15 protein-coding genes and 1 pseudogene are annotated in these 17242 nt (G+C 60.3%); 2 read left to right on the plus strand and 14 right to left on the minus strand.

The window, feature by feature from the left end:
* Positions 1-19 precede the first annotated feature (19 nt).
* From IPI80_RS14915 to IPI80_RS14930, 4 genes are read right to left on the minus strand one after another with little or no spacing between them, the layout of a single operon-like run.
* Positions 20-3136 carry an efflux RND transporter permease subunit gene (locus IPI80_RS14915; RefSeq protein ID WP_413861446.1) on the minus strand — a complete coding sequence of 1039 codons (3117 nt, stop codon included), beginning with the start codon at positions 3134-3136 and terminating at the stop codon, positions 20-22.
* Position 3137: 1 nt separating this feature from the next.
* Complete coding sequence (locus IPI80_RS14920) at positions 3138-4292, minus strand: efflux RND transporter periplasmic adaptor subunit (RefSeq protein ID WP_413861448.1); 1155 nt, start codon at positions 4290-4292, stop codon at positions 3138-3140.
* Positions 4293-4297: 5 nt separating this feature from the next.
* A complete protein-coding gene (locus IPI80_RS14925) occupies positions 4298-4858 on the minus strand; it encodes a hypothetical protein (protein WP_413861450.1) in 561 nt (186 codons plus the stop codon).
* A complete protein-coding gene (locus IPI80_RS14930) occupies positions 4855-6060 on the minus strand; it encodes a TolC family protein (protein ID WP_413861452.1) in 1206 nt (401 codons plus the stop codon). The genes IPI80_RS14925 and IPI80_RS14930 overlap by 4 nt, the downstream gene beginning before the upstream one ends.
* 158 nt (positions 6061-6218) lie before the next feature.
* Here IPI80_RS14930 and IPI80_RS14935 point away from each other — a divergent pair, with 158 nt between their 5' ends.
* Together IPI80_RS14935 and IPI80_RS14940 are read left to right on the plus strand one after the other, a co-directional pair.
* Complete coding sequence (locus IPI80_RS14935) at positions 6219-6902, plus strand: heavy metal response regulator transcription factor (RefSeq protein ID WP_413861454.1); 684 nt, start codon at positions 6219-6221, stop codon at positions 6900-6902.
* A complete protein-coding gene (locus IPI80_RS14940; protein WP_413861456.1) occupies positions 6899-8317 on the plus strand; it encodes a heavy metal sensor histidine kinase in 1419 nt (472 codons plus the stop codon). Before IPI80_RS14935 ends, IPI80_RS14940 begins: the two co-directional genes overlap by 4 nt.
* 61 nt (positions 8318-8378) lie before the next feature.
* On the opposite strand, the gene IPI80_RS14945 is transcribed toward IPI80_RS14940, so the two are convergent.
* From IPI80_RS14945 to IPI80_RS14990, 10 genes and pseudogenes are all read right to left on the minus strand, one after another.
* Positions 8379-9545, minus strand: coding sequence for a glycosyltransferase family 4 protein (locus IPI80_RS14945; RefSeq protein WP_413861458.1), 1167 nt, complete (start codon positions 9543-9545; stop codon positions 8379-8381).
* The gene (locus tag IPI80_RS14950; protein WP_413861460.1) at positions 9542-10267 is read right to left on the minus strand and encodes a polysaccharide deacetylase family protein; all 726 of its coding nucleotides are present in this window, start codon (positions 10265-10267) and stop codon (positions 9542-9544) included. Before IPI80_RS14950 ends, IPI80_RS14945 begins: the two co-directional genes overlap by 4 nt.
* Positions 10268-10285: 18 nt before the next feature.
* Positions 10286-11761, minus strand: a complete 1476-nt coding sequence (gene rng / locus IPI80_RS14955; protein ID WP_413861462.1) for a ribonuclease G — start codon at positions 11759-11761, stop codon at positions 10286-10288.
* 24 nt (positions 11762-11785) lie between these two features.
* Positions 11786-12387, minus strand: a pseudogene (locus IPI80_RS14960) (Maf family protein).
* A gap of 23 nt (positions 12388-12410) precedes the next feature.
* A complete protein-coding gene (gene rlmH, locus IPI80_RS14965; RefSeq protein ID WP_413861464.1) occupies positions 12411-12878 on the minus strand; it encodes a 23S rRNA (pseudouridine(1915)-N(3))-methyltransferase RlmH in 468 nt (155 codons plus the stop codon).
* Between the two features lie 7 nt (positions 12879-12885).
* Positions 12886-13551, minus strand: a complete 666-nt coding sequence (gene rsfS / locus IPI80_RS14970) for a ribosome silencing factor (RefSeq protein ID WP_413861466.1) — start codon at positions 13549-13551, stop codon at positions 12886-12888.
* Entirely contained in the window at positions 13551-14168 is a 618-nt protein-coding gene (nadD, locus tag IPI80_RS14975; protein ID WP_413861468.1) for a nicotinate (nicotinamide) nucleotide adenylyltransferase, read from the minus strand. The genes rsfS and nadD overlap by 1 nt, the downstream gene beginning before the upstream one ends.
* Positions 14169-14178: 10 nt before the next feature.
* Entirely contained in the window at positions 14179-15096 is a 918-nt protein-coding gene (hemF, locus tag IPI80_RS14980; protein ID WP_413861470.1) for an oxygen-dependent coproporphyrinogen oxidase, read from the minus strand.
* Complete coding sequence (gene purD / locus IPI80_RS14985; protein WP_413861472.1) at positions 15093-16418, minus strand: phosphoribosylamine--glycine ligase; 1326 nt, start codon at positions 16416-16418, stop codon at positions 15093-15095. Before purD ends, hemF begins: the two co-directional genes overlap by 4 nt.
* A 50-nt stretch (positions 16419-16468) precedes the next feature.
* Positions 16469-17188, minus strand: coding sequence for a YebC/PmpR family DNA-binding transcriptional regulator (locus tag IPI80_RS14990; RefSeq protein WP_413861474.1), 720 nt, complete (start codon positions 17186-17188; stop codon positions 16469-16471).
* Positions 17189-17242 lie beyond the last annotated feature (54 nt).

Below are 17242 nucleotides of genomic sequence, written 5' to 3' on the forward strand. Positions count from 1 at the left end.
TGGGCAATCGATTGAACAACTAATAACTCTCGTGGGCGTTGGGCCCGACTTTTGCCTGAAGTAGCCGCTCCAGTGGCGCCTGCCCCCAGCGCCAAAACATCAGCGGTGTGAGCAAGGTATCCAGCAGCGTGGAGCTGATCAGTCCACCAAAAATCACCACAGCAACCGGGTGCAAGACTTCTTTGCCCGGCGCATCGGCTGACACCAGCAGCGGCACCAAAGCAAAGGCCGCCACCAGCGCGGTCATCAGCACCGGCGTCAGCCGCTCCAGCGAGCCGCGCACGATCATTTTCTGGCTAAAGGTTTCACCCTCAAAGGCACACAAATTGATGTAGTGACTGATCTTGAGGATGCCGTTGCGGGTGGAAATGCCGGTCAGCGTGATAAAGCCCACCAGCGCCGCTATCGACAGCGGCTGGTTTGAGACCCACAGCGCAATCACGCTGCCCACCAGCGCCAACGGAATATTGCCCATGATGATAAGCGTGAGCGCGGTGGATTGGTAGCGGCTGTACAGCACCAAGAAAATCATGGTGAGCGAAATCAACGCCAGCAAGGCAATCAGCCGAGCCGCCTGTTCTTGGGCCTGAAACTGGCCTTCCAGCGACGTGAAGTAGCCCTCGGGCAACGCCTTGGCGGCCAATTCGGTGCGAATATCGGCAATCACACGCGACATATCGCTGCCATCGGTGTTGGCGGAGATCACGATACGCCGGCGCGCGTTCTCGCGGCTGATCTGGTTCGGGCCGTCGCCATCCTCGATGGTCGCCAGTTTGGACAGGGGCACAGCACCGGTGGGCGTTTCGATCAGCAGGTTTTGCAATTCTTGCAAGCCGCGACCGCTCTCGGGCAGGCGCACCACCAAGTCAAAGCGGCGGTTGCCTTCCACAATCTGGGTGATGCGTTCTCCCTCGATCATTTGCTGTAGCGAGCGCAGCAGCACGCCGGGTGCCACACCGTAGCGCGCCACTTGCTCGTAATCGACGTGAATCTTGATTTGCGGAATCAAGACCTGCTTCTCCACCGCCAGGTCGGTGATGCCGGGAATCTTGCTCAGCCGCACACGCAAGTCAGCAGCCAGGCCGCGCAGCGTATCCAGATCATCGCCATACACCTTGAGCGCAATCTGGGCGCGCACACCAGACAACAAATGGTCCAGCCGGTGCGATATGGGTTGACCCACATTGCTCACCGCTGGCAGCACGGCCAGGCGGGTGCGAATGTCGTTGATGATGGCTTCGCGGCTGCGTTCGGACGCTTTGAGGTCCACATCCATCTCGGTGTAGTGAACGCCTTCGGCGTGTTCGTCCAGCTCGGCGCGCCCCGTGCGCCGCCCCACCTGGGTCACCTCAGGCACGCCCGCAACAATCTGCTCAGCCAGGGTTCCTATGCGGTTGGACTCGGCCAACGAGGTACCCGGATTCAGAACCACGTTGACGGTGAGCGTACCTTCGTTAAAGGGCGGCAAAAACGCACGGGGGAACAGCGGGATGGTGGCCGCTGCCAGCACCACGGCGACCAATGCGCCCACCAACAAGGTCCGCGTGCGCCCAAACGACCAGTGCAACAAGGCGGCGTCCCAGCGCTTGAGCCGCACCACCAGTGGGCTGTCGCCATGGCCCATCTGCTTCATTTTCGGCAAGAGGTAGAAGGCCATCACAGGCGTGATGGTGACCGACACCAGCATGCTGGCCAGGATGGAGACGATGTAAGCAATACCCAGTGGCGTGAACAGGCGCCCTTCGATGCCGGGCAACACAAACAGCGGCACAAACACCAGCACAATGATGACCGTGGCATAGACAATAGCTGAGCGCACCTCCAGCGTGGCGCTGGCAATCACCTCCACCACCGGACGTGGAACGGCGAGTGCGCTATTGAGCTTGAGGCGGCGCAACACGTTTTCCACACCGACCACGGCGTCGTCCACCAGTTCGCCGATGGCAATCGCCAGACCGCCCAATGTCATGGTGTTGATGGACAGGCCAAAGTAGTGAAACACCAGCGCGGTGACCAGCAGCGACACCGGGATTGCGGTCAGTGAAATCAGCGTAGTGCGCACGTTGAGCAAGAACATGAACAAAATTACCGCCACAAAAATGGCACCGTCGCGCAGTGCCTCTTGCACGTTGGTAACTGAGTGTTCGATGAAGTCGGCTTGTTTGAAGAGGAACTGCGGCGCTTCCACGCCCTGCGGCAAGCTCTTGCCCAGCTCTGCCATAGCGCGTTCCACCTCGCGGGTCACGGTCACGCTGTCGGCACTGGGCTGCTTTTGCACCGACAGAATGACGGCAGGCTTGCCGTTGTAGCCAGCGTCGCCCCGTTTCAGGGCCGGGGCAATCTTCACCTCGGCCAGTTGCTTGAGCAAAATGGGTTGGCCGTTTTTGACCATCACCACCACGTTTTGCAGGTCTTCAATGCGGCTGGTGCGCCCCATCTGACGAATCAAATATTCACGCCCTTGCGACTCCAGAAAACCGCCACTGGTATTGGCGCCAAAGTCGCGCAGTGCCGCTTCCAGCTTTTCGCGCTCCACGCCAAGGGCCTGCAACTGCGCCGGTTTGATTTCCACCCGATATTGCCGCACTTCCCCACCAATGGGTGTGACTTGGGCCACACCCGGAATGGTCAACAGGCGCGGCCGCATGACCCAGTCGGCGTATTCGCGCACCTGCATCGGGCTGACTTTGGCCGGATCGGCGGGCAAGGCGATGAGCAATATCTCACCCATGATGGACGAGATCGGTCCCAATTGCGGCACCACGCCCGCTGGCAACTGCTCGCGCACCAGGTTCAGCCGTTCGCTGATCTGCTGGCGGTTGCGGTAGATGTCAGAGCCCCACTCGAACTCGACATAGATGATGGACAAACCGATGCCAGAGACCGAACGAACCCGGGTCACACCGGGCATGCCGTTCATGCTGGACTCCACCGGAAAGGTAACCAGTTGCTCCACCTCTTCAGGTGCCATGCCACCGGCTTCGGTCATCAGCGTAACGGTGGGTTTGTTCAGGTCGGGGAACACATCTACCGGCATTTTTTGCACGGTGAGAATGCCGTAGATCACCAGCAAGAGCGAGACGCCCAACACGATCAGGCGCTGGCGCAGGCTGGCATGGATGATGAAGTCAAACATATCAGCGAACTTGCGACAGCAAACCGGCGCCTTCGGTGACCACACGCTCGCCACTAGCAATGCCAACAGTGATTGCAACGTTGGCCCCGTCAATGGCGTGGGCCGTCACTTTGCGCAACACAAAACGCTCGGGCGCGCCATGCACCCACACCGATGCCTCTCCCGCTGCACCTTTTACCAGCGCCGCTTGGGGCACCAAGGCACCCTTGGTGGTGCGCGTGGTTTTGGCAATCACCTTGACGGGTTGACCTACAGCCACGGCAACGCTGCCCGCCTTGACCCGAAACAGCAAAGGAATGGCTTGTTCGCGCAGTTGCCGTGCACCACCGACAAACTGCAAATCCAGCACGCCACCGGGGACTTGTGCGCTGGCCGACGCCAAACCGTCCACCAAGGCCGCGTCGTAGGCCAAGGCCTCCACATTCAATCGCATGGGGTCCACAACCTCAAACAACACGTCTTTGGCGTCTACTACCTGACCCAGCGCCGCATGAGCTGCGCTGATAACGCCAGCCACCGGGGCCACCAGCGCTTCGGTCGTGTTCAGTCCTGCCCCAACTGCGGAGCTGCGCTTTTGCAAGGCGTCGCGCTCCAAACGCGCGGCCTCTATGGCGGACTGCGGCACGGAGCCTACCAATTGCTGGTAACGCTGCAGTTTGCGCTCTGCAATCGCCAACTGTGATTCCAGTTCTGCCCATTGCGCCTGGCTGTTGCCGCGGTCAATGCTGTTGGCGCTGGGACGCAGATAGGCCAACACCTGACCTTTGGACACTTTCTGTCCCAGGCTGGGCAATCCTTTGGGGCCAGCTTCAATGCGCCCGGTTTGGCTGGCCTGCACCCGGCCACCGGCATTGGCATCGGCCACCACCCGACCGTTGAACTCCACCGTGGTGGCGACCTCTTGCACCTGGGCCAATACCGTGCGCAAACCGAGCTGGCGTTGCACTGCTTTTGGCACCAACAGGCTGCCATCGGGCAAACGTTGGGTGGCCGCTGCTTCCAAAGCGGTGCCTGCGGTATTGTTGGCCACCGCGACGTTTGCTGCGACGGGTTTGTCGGGTTCGCTATGGTCTTCATCGCCATGGGCGAAGGCTGGGCCACAAAGTCCTAGCGCGCTAAGCGCGATCAGGCTGGCAATGAATCGGAGTTGCATCATGGCGGTCATGTCGGTATGGAGGTAGATAGATGTTGGCGAATCCGCTTACGCCTGCGCAGCAGCACCAAGGCCAGCCCAAAAATCAACACGACAGCGGATACTGCCCATGCGACCCATTTCCCGCTGTTGCGTACATGGACCGCATCGTGGGCGGGTGCCGCGATGTCCAGCGTTGCAGCCAGCAGGTCCGAGGTGTTACCCGCCTCAACCGAAAATGTGAGGGGATAGCTGCCGGGTGCGATAAACAACGGTGCTTGCAGCGTGTATATGCCTGGTGCAATGGGTTTGGCTATGGCCTTCAGAGCGCTTCCACTCTCGACTTCAATCTGCGCATCCGAAACCGGTGCGTTGGTCGCGAACCTATCCAAGGTCACTATTAAGGTGTTGCCCTGCATGTGCGCCACCAACTCAAAGTCCTCGGTTTGTGCGCTGGCACGGGGGGCCATGCCGACACTCGCAACGGGTTCAGCGGCGTCACCATGGTCTTCACCTCCGTGCGCCCAAGCACCCCACGACAGGGTGGATAGCGCCAGGCTTAGGCAAATGGTCCGAAATACAGCGGTCAAGGTAAAACTCCCATGGATTGATTGAGGCGGGACTGGGCGGCAGACACTCCTACCTGATATCGGTTTCGCAGTGCATGGGCTTCGAGTGCCGCTGCACGTGCACGCAGCAATGTGGAAAGGTCCGATTCGCCCAGCGCAAATGATGTCTCAGCCAGCACCAGGTTGTCGGCCGTCAATTGCACACGGGTCTCGGCGAATGCCAATTGGCGCTCTGCAGCCGACTTGTCACGCCGGGCACTGTCGAGCGCGAACTGAACGCGCTGTTGCACTTGCGCCAGTTCGGCATCGGCCTGGGTCAACTCGGCACGGGCTCCTGCATCTTCCTGGCGCACGCGCGAACCCGACGAAAATGGCACCGTCAATTTGATGCCCAGCGCATCGGCGTAGCTGTCATTCAGGTCTGAGCGGCTGCGCAACATGCGCACGGCCAAGGTTGGGGCTTCGCGCGAACTATGCTGTGCAAGCTGCAGCCGGGATTGGGCCAACTGTGTGGCTGCATTGGCAGAGCGCATGAGTGGATGCGCCTCCAGGGGAGGTGTTTGTGCCGGCCCTGCTTCAGCGGGCAAGGTGTCTGGCGGGGCCACACCCGTTAAAGACTGCAGGTTTTGCTCGGCCAACGCCACAGCGGTCTGGGTGTCGACCAACTCGGCCTGTGCCGCCATTTGTTCGTTTTGTGCCAAATTAGTATCGACCCGTGCCAACTCACCCACTTTGTAGCGTCGTTGTACATCCAATGCCAGGGCATTGGCCGTGTGGAGTCTGTCCTGTGCGGTAGTTTGAGCATTGCGTGCGCCAGCCAGTGCCCACCAAGCTTCACGAAGATCGGCCGCAAGTTGCAGGCGCGACGCCTGTTGGCGTGTCACCATTTCGGCCTGGAGCGCAGTGGCTTCATTCTGGCGGGCTGCACTTTGCCCAGGTAGCCACAGCGGAGTGGCCACCTCCAGCTCCCATTCCTGCTTACCACGGTTGGCGTTAAGTTGGTCGTTCACATTGGCCAGTGAAACGGAAGCGGGTGCTGGCGTGAGGCCATTGGCACTCTCCATCCGGGCCAGCGCTTCATCGGTGCGAGCGGCACTGGCCGCAGCCAGCGGATGGCGGCTCCAGGCCTGTTCCATCGCAATGGACAGGTTTTGTGCTTGGGCGCCAAGGTGCACAAAACCACCCACGGTGATTGCCATGGTCAGGGCAATTGTGTTTTTCATTCAAGGGTTCCGGGCGAGTTAAAACAGACTGGGGCGATGATGCAGTCTGCTAACCAACGGCTTGCTGACCGTCACATTACAGTTTTGTCAGCTTGCGTTTTGCGCCCATACGACGGGCACAATGGCGATGCGCACCCCATGCGCAATACAACACTCCCATGAAAATTCTGATCATTGAAGACGAGCCAAAAACCGGTGACTACCTCAAGCAGGGACTGACCGAGTCGGGGTTTGTGACGGAATTGGCTGTCAACGGGGTAGACGGTTTGCATTTGGCATTGACCGGCGACTTTGATTTGCTGGTGCTCGATGTGATGCTGCCGGGTCTTAGCGGCTGGCAGGTCCTGGAGCGTCTGCGGCAAAGCGGAAAAGAGATGCCGGTACTGTTTTTAACCGCCCGCGACGAGGTGGAAGACCGGGTGCACGGGCTAGAGTTGGGCGCGGACGACTATCTGGTCAAACCTTTTGCTTTCTCTGAGCTATTGGCCCGCGTGCGCACCCTGCTGCGCCGGGGAAAAAGCGCCCTGGAGGCTAGTGTCTTGCGTGCTGCGGACCTGGAATTGGATTTGATGCGCAGGCGCGTGACCCGTGCGGGCAGTCGCATTGAACTCACTGCCAAGGAGTTCGCCTTGCTGGAACTGCTGCTGCGCCGCCAGGGGGAAGTGTTGCCACGCTCCATGATTGCCTCTCAGGTGTGGGATATGAACTTCGATTCCGACACCAACGTCATCGAGGTGGCTATTCGCCGCCTGCGGGCCAAGGTAGACGATCCGTTTGAGCCCAAACTGATTCGCACGGCCCGTGGCATGGGTTATGTGCTGGAAGTGCCAGATCACCCATGATCAAGCGCTTATCTCTCACAGCCCGTATTACGTTGCTATTCGCGGTCGGTTCCTGCGCGGTTCTTATAGCCCTGGGCTGGCTGATTGACCACTCCATCGAACGCCATTTTGAAGAGCAGGACCACGATGCACTGGCGGGCAAGATGATGCTTGCCAGGCACGCAATCGGGCGGGTGGCAACACCGCAGGAGTTCGAGCGCTTACCCACCGTATTGGAAGATGCATTGATTGGTCACCACGACCTGGTCGTGCAAGTGCTGGGGCCCCAAAAGGAGGTACTGCTGGAGTCGCCCGATGTCGGGTTTCCTGCGACTTGGCAAGCTCGGGGCGCGGCTGAACGTGCCACGCAACTGCATACATGGACCCAAGGTGCGCGAACCTACCGCGGAATGTCGCAGGACATGCCCACGGCGATTGCTGCATGGCAGCCGCTGGTGGTGACGGTGGCGGTGGACATTGAACACCACCAGGCATTCATGCACACCTTTTTGCAGACTCTGTGGCTATTTGTCGGGTGTGCGGCAGCCGCCACCGGTCTTTTGGGATGGTTTTCCGTCAAACGCGGGCTCGCGCCTTTACGCGCTATGCGTGACAGGGCGGCTGGGGTAACGGCCCACAAGCTCGATCAACGCCTGCCGGTTGAGGCGCTTCCGCCCGAGCTGGCGGAATTGGCGCAGTCACTGAATGAAATGCTGGCGCGACTGGAAGATGCGTTCCAACGCCTATCCGATTTTTCCTCCGACATCGCACACGAGCTGCGCACCCCCGTGAGCAACCTGATGACGCAGACGCAGGTGTCGCTATCCCACCCGCGTGACGCTGCAAGTTATCGCGAGATTCTGGAGTCCAACGCAGAAGAGTTCGAACGTCTGGCGCGCATGATCTCGGACATGCTGTTTTTGGCGAAAACCGATGTCGGACAAACCAGCGCGCTGATGGCGACCAATAGTGTGGCAGTGGACCTGGAGCAAGAGGTGCGCGGGCTATTTGATTTCTACGAAGCCCTGGCGGAAGAAAACGCCGTGCGTTTGGATCTATCCGGCCATGGCGTGGTACAGGGCGACCGGCTCATGCTGCGCCGCGCATTGAGCAACCTGCTGTCTAACGCGCTGCGCTACACGCCACGGGGAGGCACCATACAGGTCGTTCTGGAAAGTACCCGGGAGCACTGCACTGTGACCGTAGAGAATCCTGGCCAAGCCATTCCCGCACAACATTTGCCACGCCTGTTTGAACGTTTTTACCGTGCCGACCCGTCTCGTCAACAGGCGACCGGGGAAGGAACCGGGCTGGGGCTGGCAATTACCCACGCCATAGTTCAAGCCCACCATGGACAGGTCTGGGCGACTTCAACCAAGGGACGGACCTGTTTTACGATCCAACTTCCTCCTACGCAAAACGAAGTAAATTGTTGATTGCAAAATTGGCCTCTAGCCCTCGTAGAATATACGTAACCCGCTATCAGAACGATAGTAATTACGGCAATTGGGCAACTCGTAGGTACACCGCTTCCTGCTGCAGCGCGATCTCAGACCAAAGGTGTTGGCGGGCAAATTGCAGGCCTTGCTCGCGCAGGTGGGCGACGAGCTGGGCGTCCTCCAACACGCGCCGCAGAGCGTCTGCCAAAGCGGGTGCATCCTGCGGATTGGGCAGGATCAGCGCATCCTGACCATCACGCAGCAGCGCCGCAATGCCGCAGTAACCCGCCGAGCTGACCACCACCGGCAGCCCATGCGCCAGCGCTTCCAGCACCACCATGGCAAACGTGTCTTCCAGCGTGGGGTGGGCCAGGCAGTCTGCCGCCTGGTACGCCACGTCCACAGCCGACAAAGCCCCCAGAAAATGAATGCGCCCAAGCTGACCGCTGGCCTGCAGCTCTTGCTGCACCAGCGCCTGTTGCGCGGCATTACCCACCACGGCGAGGTAGCAGTCTGGCGGCAATGCGGCCAGCGCCTGCAGCAAGGTGGGCAGGCCCTTCTTGCGAAAATCGTTACCCACAAACAAAATGCAACGCCCATCTTGGGGCAGCCCCAGCTGGGTGCGGGCAGCACGGCGCTGAGCGGCATCCGCAGGGCCGGGTACGGTGGCCACGCCGGGAGTCACCACCTGGCAGGCCGCTGCAGAGTGGGGAAAGGACTCAGCCATTACAGGCAACTGGCTGGCAGACACCAGCGTGATGCAGCGCCCATCGGACACATCAAAGCGTGCCCGCTCCAGTGCTAGGTAGGTCAATAGCCGTGGACTGGTCACAATTTTTAACCAGCGCAGGACCAAGCGCCAGCCATGGCGCCCCTGCAGCAGGCTGTAGCGCACCGGCACCACGTGCACGGTCTGCACGCGGCCATGCCAGGTGCTTTCATGCGAATGCACCACATCAAAGTCCGCACGGGTCGCCCACCAAGTGGCCAGCGCAAACCAGAGCTGGTTGATCCAGCGTGGCCGGGTAAACGGCAACGCAATGCGGTGGTAGTGCACGCCCGGCCACTGGTGGTTGATTTGCTGCGCAAACACATGAATCTCGTGGCGCTGGGACAGTTGCTCCACCAGAGCGATGGAATAGCGCTCAGCCCCGCCCCCGGTGGGAGAAAAAATGCGGTTCAGCACCGCAATGCGCAAGCGCGGCTTCCCGCTCTGCCCACTCATGCGCGGCGCCGATCTTCGTAATTGGAGGCCAGCTTCCACCACAGCAGCGGGCGGCTGGTGCGGCGCAACACTGGCACGCGGGGTAGTTCCAGCAGGGAATCGGGGCTTTGGCAGCGCCCCCGCTGCGTCGTTGTCGCACTGGCATAACCGGCTTGGGCCACCTGGGCCACATGGCCGGCCGTGTACTCGCCATAGGGGTAGCAAAAATGATGGACTGGCGCACCGGTGATCTGCTCCAGCTCGGTCTTGCAGCCGGCAATTTCATCCTGGCAGGTGGCGGCATCCAGCGTGGGCAGACGCACATGGTGGCGGGTGTGGGCACCGATCTCCTGGCCCGCAGCCAGCCACTGCTGCAGGTGTTGCTGCGCCATCAATTCTGAGGGTGGCACGCCGTTGTGGCGGTCCCAGCTGTTGGTTTGACCCAGCATGGCGCTGACCACGTAGCAGGTCGAAGAAAAACCCAACTGCTGCAGCACAGGCACAGCATGGGTCAGGTTGTTGAGGTAGCCGTCGTCAAAGGTAATGCCAAACACCTTGCCATGTGCCTCGCCACGCAAATAGGGCAACAGTGCCGTCATGGACAAGCCGCGCCAGCCCAAAGTTTTCAGGAAACCCATGCGCGATGCAAAGTCCGGTGGCGCCACGCTCAAGCTGCGATAACCCGTGCCCTTGGGCGGCTCGGGCGCAATCTGGTGGAAGGTGAGGATGGGGGTGGGATTCACGCGCACGCACCGCCCACGCTACATCAGCACAATGTCGTACTGCTCTTGCCCCATGGCCGCCTCGCTCTGCAGCGATACCGGTTTGCCGATAAATTCCGACAGGCCAGCAAGGTGCTGGCTTTCTTCATCCAAAAACAGCTCGATCACCTTGGGGCTGGCCACCACGCGGAATTCACGCGGGTTGAACTGGCGCGCCTCGCGCAGAATCTCGCGAAAAATGTCGTAGGCCACGCTGCGCGGCGTTTTGACAATGCCCTTGCCTTCGCAGCTGGGGCACGGCTCACACAGCATATGGGCCAGCGATTCGCGGGTGCGCTTGCGCGTCATCTCCACCAGGCCCAGCTGCGAGAAACCGCCCGCCATGGTCTTGACACGGTCGCGGGCCAATTGCTTGCGGAACTCGGCCAACACGGAGTCGCGGTGGTCCTCACGCACCATGTCGATAAAGTCCACGATGATGATGCCGCCCAGGTTGCGCAAGCGCAGTTGCCGGGCAATGGCCTGCGCGGCTTCCAGGTTGGTCTTAAAGATGGTGTCGTCAAAGTTGCGGGCACCGACAAAACCGCCGGTATTCACATCTACCGTGGTCAGCGCTTCGGTCTGGTCCACGATCAGGTAGCCGCCCGACTTGAGCTCCACACGCCGGCCCAGGGCCTTGGCAATTTCTTCGTCAATCGAGAATAAATCAAAGATGGGCCGCTCGCCCTTGTAGTGCTGGAGCTTGGACGCTGCCATGGGCATGAACTCGCTGCCAAAGGCCTTCAGTGCTTCAAACTGTTCGCGCGAATCCACACGGATGGTTTGCGTGGATTCGCTCACCATGTCGCGCAGCACGCGCTGCAGCAGGCTCAAATCCTGGTGCAAGATCGACTGCGCCGGCAAGCGCACCGAGGCATCTTTAATGCGCGCCCAGGCTTTGCGCAGGTAGCCAATGTCGTCGCCCAGTTCGGCATCCGAGGCATCCTCGCCATTCGTGCGCAAAATGAAGCCCCCACCCTCTTTGCCCGCGAGTTGCTGCATGCGGGCACGCAGTTCATCGCGCTGGTTGTTGGGGATTTTTTGCGAAATACCAATGTGGTCGTCCTGCGGCAAAAACACCAGCAAACGCCCTGCAATGCTGATTTGGGTGGACAAGCGCGCGCCCTTGGAACCAATGGGTTCTTTGATGACCTGCACCATGAGGGACTGGCCCTCAAAAATCTGCTTCTCAATGGGGATCAGCGGGGCACTGCCCTTGGCGGCAAACGGGGCTTCGCCATCCGGCTGGCGGTGCCAGACATCGGCTACATGCAAAAAAGCCGCACGCTCCAGCCCAATGTCAATAAAGGCCGACTGCATGCCTGGCAGCACCCGCGCCACCTTGCCCAGGTAGACGTTGCCGACCAGGCCGCGCTCCAGGGCGCGCTCCACATGCAGCTCTTGCACGGCGCCGTTTTCCATAACCGCCACCCGCGCTTCCTGGGGTGACCAGTTGATCAGAATATCTTGTTGCATGGCGCCCTATCGGGGTTGTTCGGTTCAGACTGCAAAACCCAGGGACCGCAGTGCCTGGGCCGTCTCAAAAAGTGGAAGCCCCATGATGCCAGAGTACGAGCCACTCAGGTGCGCAATGTGTGCCGCCGCCTTGCCTTGCACACCATACGCACCGGCCTTGCCCATGGGTTCACCGGTGGCCACATAGGCATCAATTTCATGGTCAGACAGGTCAGAAAAGGTAACCCATGACTCGCTGTAGTGCTTTCGACCCGGCCCTGCCAACCCACCGCAATTGCCGTCAAGACCCGGTGCGGACGGTTGGACAGCGCGCGCAGCATGCGCTTGGCGTCTGCGGCGTCTTCCGGTTTGCCGAAAAGGGTGCTGCCCAACGACACCGTGGTGTCGGCGCACAGCACGGGTGCCGGTGGCAGCTTGCGTTGCGCCAGGCGCTGCAGCGCAGCCTGCAACTTCAGACCGGTCACGCGCTGCACATAGGTTTTGGGCGCTTCGTTGCGCAGCACTGCTTCGAGCGCTTCGGCATCCTCGCTGGCGTCGGGCAATAGCAGTTCGTGGCGCACACCCAACTGGTCCAGCAACTGGCTGCGCCGGGGGCTTTGGGACGCCAGGTAGATAAAGCCAGGCAATGTTTCGCCAACAGGCATTGTGATCACTCCCGATGGTACGGATGGTTGGCATTGACGGACCAGGCGCGGTACAGCTGCTCTATCAGCAACACCCGGGCAAATGCGTGCGGCAGGGTCAGGTCCGACAGGCGGATACGTTCATGCGCAGCCTGGCGAAAAGCGGGGTCCAGGCCGTCGGGGCCGCCAATGACCAGGGCTACGTCATCACCGCTGAGTTGCCAGTCCTGGAGCTTGGAGGCCAGCGCCAGCGTGGTGACGGTGGTTCCGCGCTCGTCCAGGGCCACGATGCGGGTGCCCTTGGGGATGGCGGCTTCAATGCGGGCACGCTCGGCGGCGTACAGCGTCTCCAGAGTTTTGGAGCCGCGCGGCTCGGTCTTGACAGCCTTGAGCTCGACCTGCAGTTCACGCGGAAAGCGCTTGGCGTAATCGTCCCAGGCGGTTTGCGCCCAGTCAGGCACGCGCTGACCCACGGCAACGATGAGCAGGCGCACGGCGGAATCAGGCTTTGCGGGTAGCGGGCTTCTTGGCTGGTGCTTTCTTGGCCGCGGCTTTCTTGGCGGCGGGTTTGACCGTCGACTTGATCACGACCGTAGGCACCTTCTTGGCAGCCGGCTTTTTCACGACGGCTTTTTTGGCTGGTGCTTTTTCTGCCGCCTTTTTTAGGGCTGCCTTGGACGGGAAGGCTTCTGCAACACCCTTCTTGGCGGCGTTGGAGCGCCTCAAATTGGTGGGCTCCACCTTGGCTGCAGTTTTCTTGGCGGCAGCCTTGGCGCTCTCGGGCATGGCAGGCTTGGCGGCACCGAGCTTCATGCGCACGGGCTTCTCGCCCCACAGCTCTTCGAGGTTGTAGTACTGGCGAAACGTTGGCTGCATGATGTGCACCACGGCCTGGCCGCAATCCACAATGATCCATTCACCATTGGCCTCGCCCTCAATCCGTGGCTTGGCAAAACCGGCTTCGCGCACGGCATCGCGCACGCTGGCGGCCAGCGCCTTGGTCTGGCGATTGGAAGTGCCCGAGGCCACGATCACCCGTTCAAACAATGCCGACAACGCCTCGGTGTCAAACACCACGATGTCCTGGGCTTTGACGTCTTCCAGACCATCGACGATGGCGCGCTGGAGTTTGGTAATGTCTTTTTTGGCAACGGTGGGAGTATTCATCAGGCGGTCTGGTAAAGGTGATGGTGATCAATATAACGCGCAACGGGTTCAAAAACCAGTGCGTCAGTGCTTTGGTGGTTTGCCACACGCAAGCGGATGTCAGTCGCGCTAACGTCCATGGGGGGCATCTCAATCAGTTGAAAGGCCGTTGGCGCCAAATGCAGTGCTTCAAATAAGGGGCTAGCCCTCGTAAAACCTGCGCGAGCAGCTACACATATTATAGCAAGCTGCAAAACGTCTTGCCAGCGGTGCCAGGTACCCAACGATTGAGCCTGGTCTTCTCCCACAATCAGGAAAAATTGGGCTGCCGGATACTCGGCCCGCAAGGCCTCCAGCGTCTCCACGGTGTAGCTGGGGCCACTGCGCAGGGTTTCGCGCGCATCAACCACCACCTTGTCCACACCGGCAAAGGCCAAACGCGTCATGGCCAGCCGGTGAACAGCGGGGGACAGCGTGCGGGTTTTGTGCCAGGCATGTCCGGTGGGGATGATGTGCAAGGCGTCCAGTTGCAACTGTGCAATCGCCGCGCGCGCCAGTGCCACATGGGCAACATGGGGCGGATCAAACGCACCGCCAAATACGCCGATGCGCTGCGGTGGTAGGGTTGCCAGGCTCATGCCGCGCCTCTCAAACCCAGTCTCTCCGTGGCAAAAACTGCGTGGTCAGCGCAGCTTCGGGCGTACCGGCCTCGGGTACCGACTGGTAGGCCCAGCTTGCCAAGGGTGGCATGGACAACAAAATGGACTCGGTGCGCCCACCCGACTGCAGGCCAAAATGCGTGCCCCGGTCCCACACCAGGTTGAACTCCACATAGCGGCCCCGGCGGTAAAGCTGGAAATTGCGTTCACGTTCGCCATAGGCCATGGTCTTGCGGCGCTCCACAATGGGCAGGTAGGCACCTAAAAACGCATCGCCCACGGACAGCATCAGCGCAAAGCCATTGTCAAAGCCGCCCTCGGCAAAATCGTCAAAGAAGATGCCGCCAATGCCACGTTGTTCATTGCGGTGCTTGAGGAAAAAATACGCGTCGCACCACTCTTTGAAGCGCGGGTATTTGTCTGCTCCAAAAGGGGTCAACGAATCTTTGCAGGTCTGGTGAAAATGCACGGCATCTTCCTCAAAGCCATAAAACGGCGTCAAGTCCATACCACCGCCAAACCAGTTGACTCGCTCCTGCCCTGGGTGGCCGGCGGAGATCATGCGCACATTCATGTGCACTGTGGGCACATAAGGATTGCGTGGGTGGAACACCAGCGACACGCCCATGGCCTCAAATGGCGCACCCGCCAGCTCGGGGCGGTGTTGCGTGGCAGACGGTGGCAGTTTGGGGCCGCGCACGTGCGAAAAACCGCACCCCGCGCGCTCAAATACCGGGCCGCCTTCCATAATGCGGGTGATGCCGTTGCCTTGCAGCGGCTCGTGCGGCGCTTTTTCCCAGTGGTCATTCACCAACGGGCTACCGTCCAGTGCGGTCAAGGCGCCAGTGATGCTTTCCTGCAGGCCCAACAGATAGGCCCGCACCATGCCATTGCGCGCGTCGCTCATCGGGTGGCCTTGGCGCCCTCACCCACCGGACGCACGGCACGGTGACCAATGTCTTTGCGGTATTGCATGCCGTCAAAACGGATGTTGCCAATGGCCTCGTAAGTCGCCTGGCGCGCGGCACGGGGGTTTTCACCCAACGCAGTCACACACAGCACGCGCCCACCGCTGGTGCGGGTTGTGCCATCTACCTGTTCGGTGCCGGCATGGAACACCATGGCGGTTTCGGATTCCACAGGTAGCCCTGTAATCAAATCACCCTTACGCGGCGCAAGCGGATAACCATAGGCTGCCAGCACCACACCCATGGCGGTACGGCGGTCCCATTCGAGCTCCCTATTTTCCAGGCCACCGGGTTCGGTCGCGGCCCACAGCACATCCAGAAAATCGGACTTGAGGCGCATCAAAATGGGCTGCGTTTCGGGGTCGCCCATGCGGCAGTTGAATTCCAGCGTTTTGACTTGGCCTTGGGGGTCGATCATCAAGCCAGCGTACAAAAATCCGGTGTAAGGAATGCCGTCTTGCTCCATACCCTTGAGCGTGGGCAAGATGATCTCGCGCATGGCACGGGCATGCACCTGGGGTGTCACCACCAGTGCGGGCGAATAGGCGCCCATGCCACCGGTGTTGGGGCCCTGGTCGTCATCCAGCAGGCGCTTGTGGTCTTGGCTGGTGGCCAGTGGCACCACGTCCTTGCCATCGCACAAGACCATGAAACTGGCTTCTTCGCCCTCTAAAAACTCTTCAATCACCACGCGTGGCACGGCCACACCGCCCTCGCCCGCGTTGTGCATCACGCCCAACTTGTTGTCCAGCAACATGAAGTCGATGGCAGCGTGGGCCTCGTCCAACGACATCGCCACCACCACGCCTTTGCCTGCGGCCAGGCCGTCCGCCTTGACCACAATGGGCGCACCCATGCGGGTCACATAGGCATGAGCTGCCACCGGGTCGGTGAACGCTTCATAAGCCGCCGTGGGAATACCATGGCGCTGCATAAAGGCTTTGGAGAAGGCCTTGGAGCTTTCCAGCTGGGCAGCAGCTTGGGTGGGGCCAAAAATGCGCATGCCGTGGCGGCGAAACTCGTCCACCACACCGGCAGCCAGCGGAGCCTCGGGACCCACCACGGTCAGATTGATTTTGTTGGCCTGAGCCCATTCACGCAGGGCTACTACGTCGGTAATGGGGATGTTTTCCAGGCGGCTGTCCAGCGCCGTGCCCCCATTGCCAGGGGCCACATAGACCGTTTGCACCTTGGGCGACTGCGCCAACTTCCAGGCGAAAGCGTGTTCACGCCCACCGCCACCAATCACAAGAACATTCATAGAATCCTAATCAGTCGGGGGCAGAGCTAAAGATCTGTCCCGTACAGTGCTTATAAAGCCGCGTTGTGGTAAATCTCTTGGGTATCGTCCAGGTCTTCCAAAACGTCCAGTAGCCGTTGCATGCGCGCGGCCTCTTCCACACCCATTTCGATGGTGTTTTCGGCACGCATGGTGACTCCCGCTACATCGGCGGTAAATCCGGCAGCCTCCAGGGCGGTTTTGACAGCTTCGTAGTCTGCAGGGGTGGTCAGCACTTCAATAGCACCGTCATCATCGGTAACCACATCATCGGCACCGGCCTCCAGGGCCACTTCCATCAGCTTGTCTTCGTTGGTGCCAGGCGCAAAAATCAATTGTCCGCAGTGTTTGAACTGGAACACCACAGAGCCTTCGGTGCCCATGTTGCCGCCGTGTTTGCTGAAGGCATGGCGTACTTCGGCCACGGTGCGCACCTTGTTGTCGGTCATGGTGTCCACAATGATGGCTGCACCGCCAATGCCGTAACCCTCGTAACGGATCTCCTCGTACACAATGCCTTCCAGCGTTCCCGTGGCCTTGGCAATGCCGTATTTGACGTTTTCCGCCGGCATATTGGCGGCCTTGCCCTTATCAATGGCCAGGCGCAGGCGGGGGTTGGTGGTGAGGTCGCCGCCACCCATACGCGCCGCAACCATGATTTCACGCATCACCCGCGTCCAGATACGCTGGCGCTTTTCATCCTGGCGACCTTTGCGGTGCTGAATATTGGCCCATTTACTATGTCCTGCCACGTGAAATCCTTTAATTATTCGTTACCCTACTGGTTCGATTGTACTTTTTGAGTA

Source organism: Candidatus Aalborgicola defluviihabitans, assembly GCF_016705985.1.
In the GTDB taxonomy this organism is placed as follows: Bacteria; Pseudomonadota; Gammaproteobacteria; order Burkholderiales; family Burkholderiaceae_C; genus Allorhodoferax; species Allorhodoferax defluviihabitans.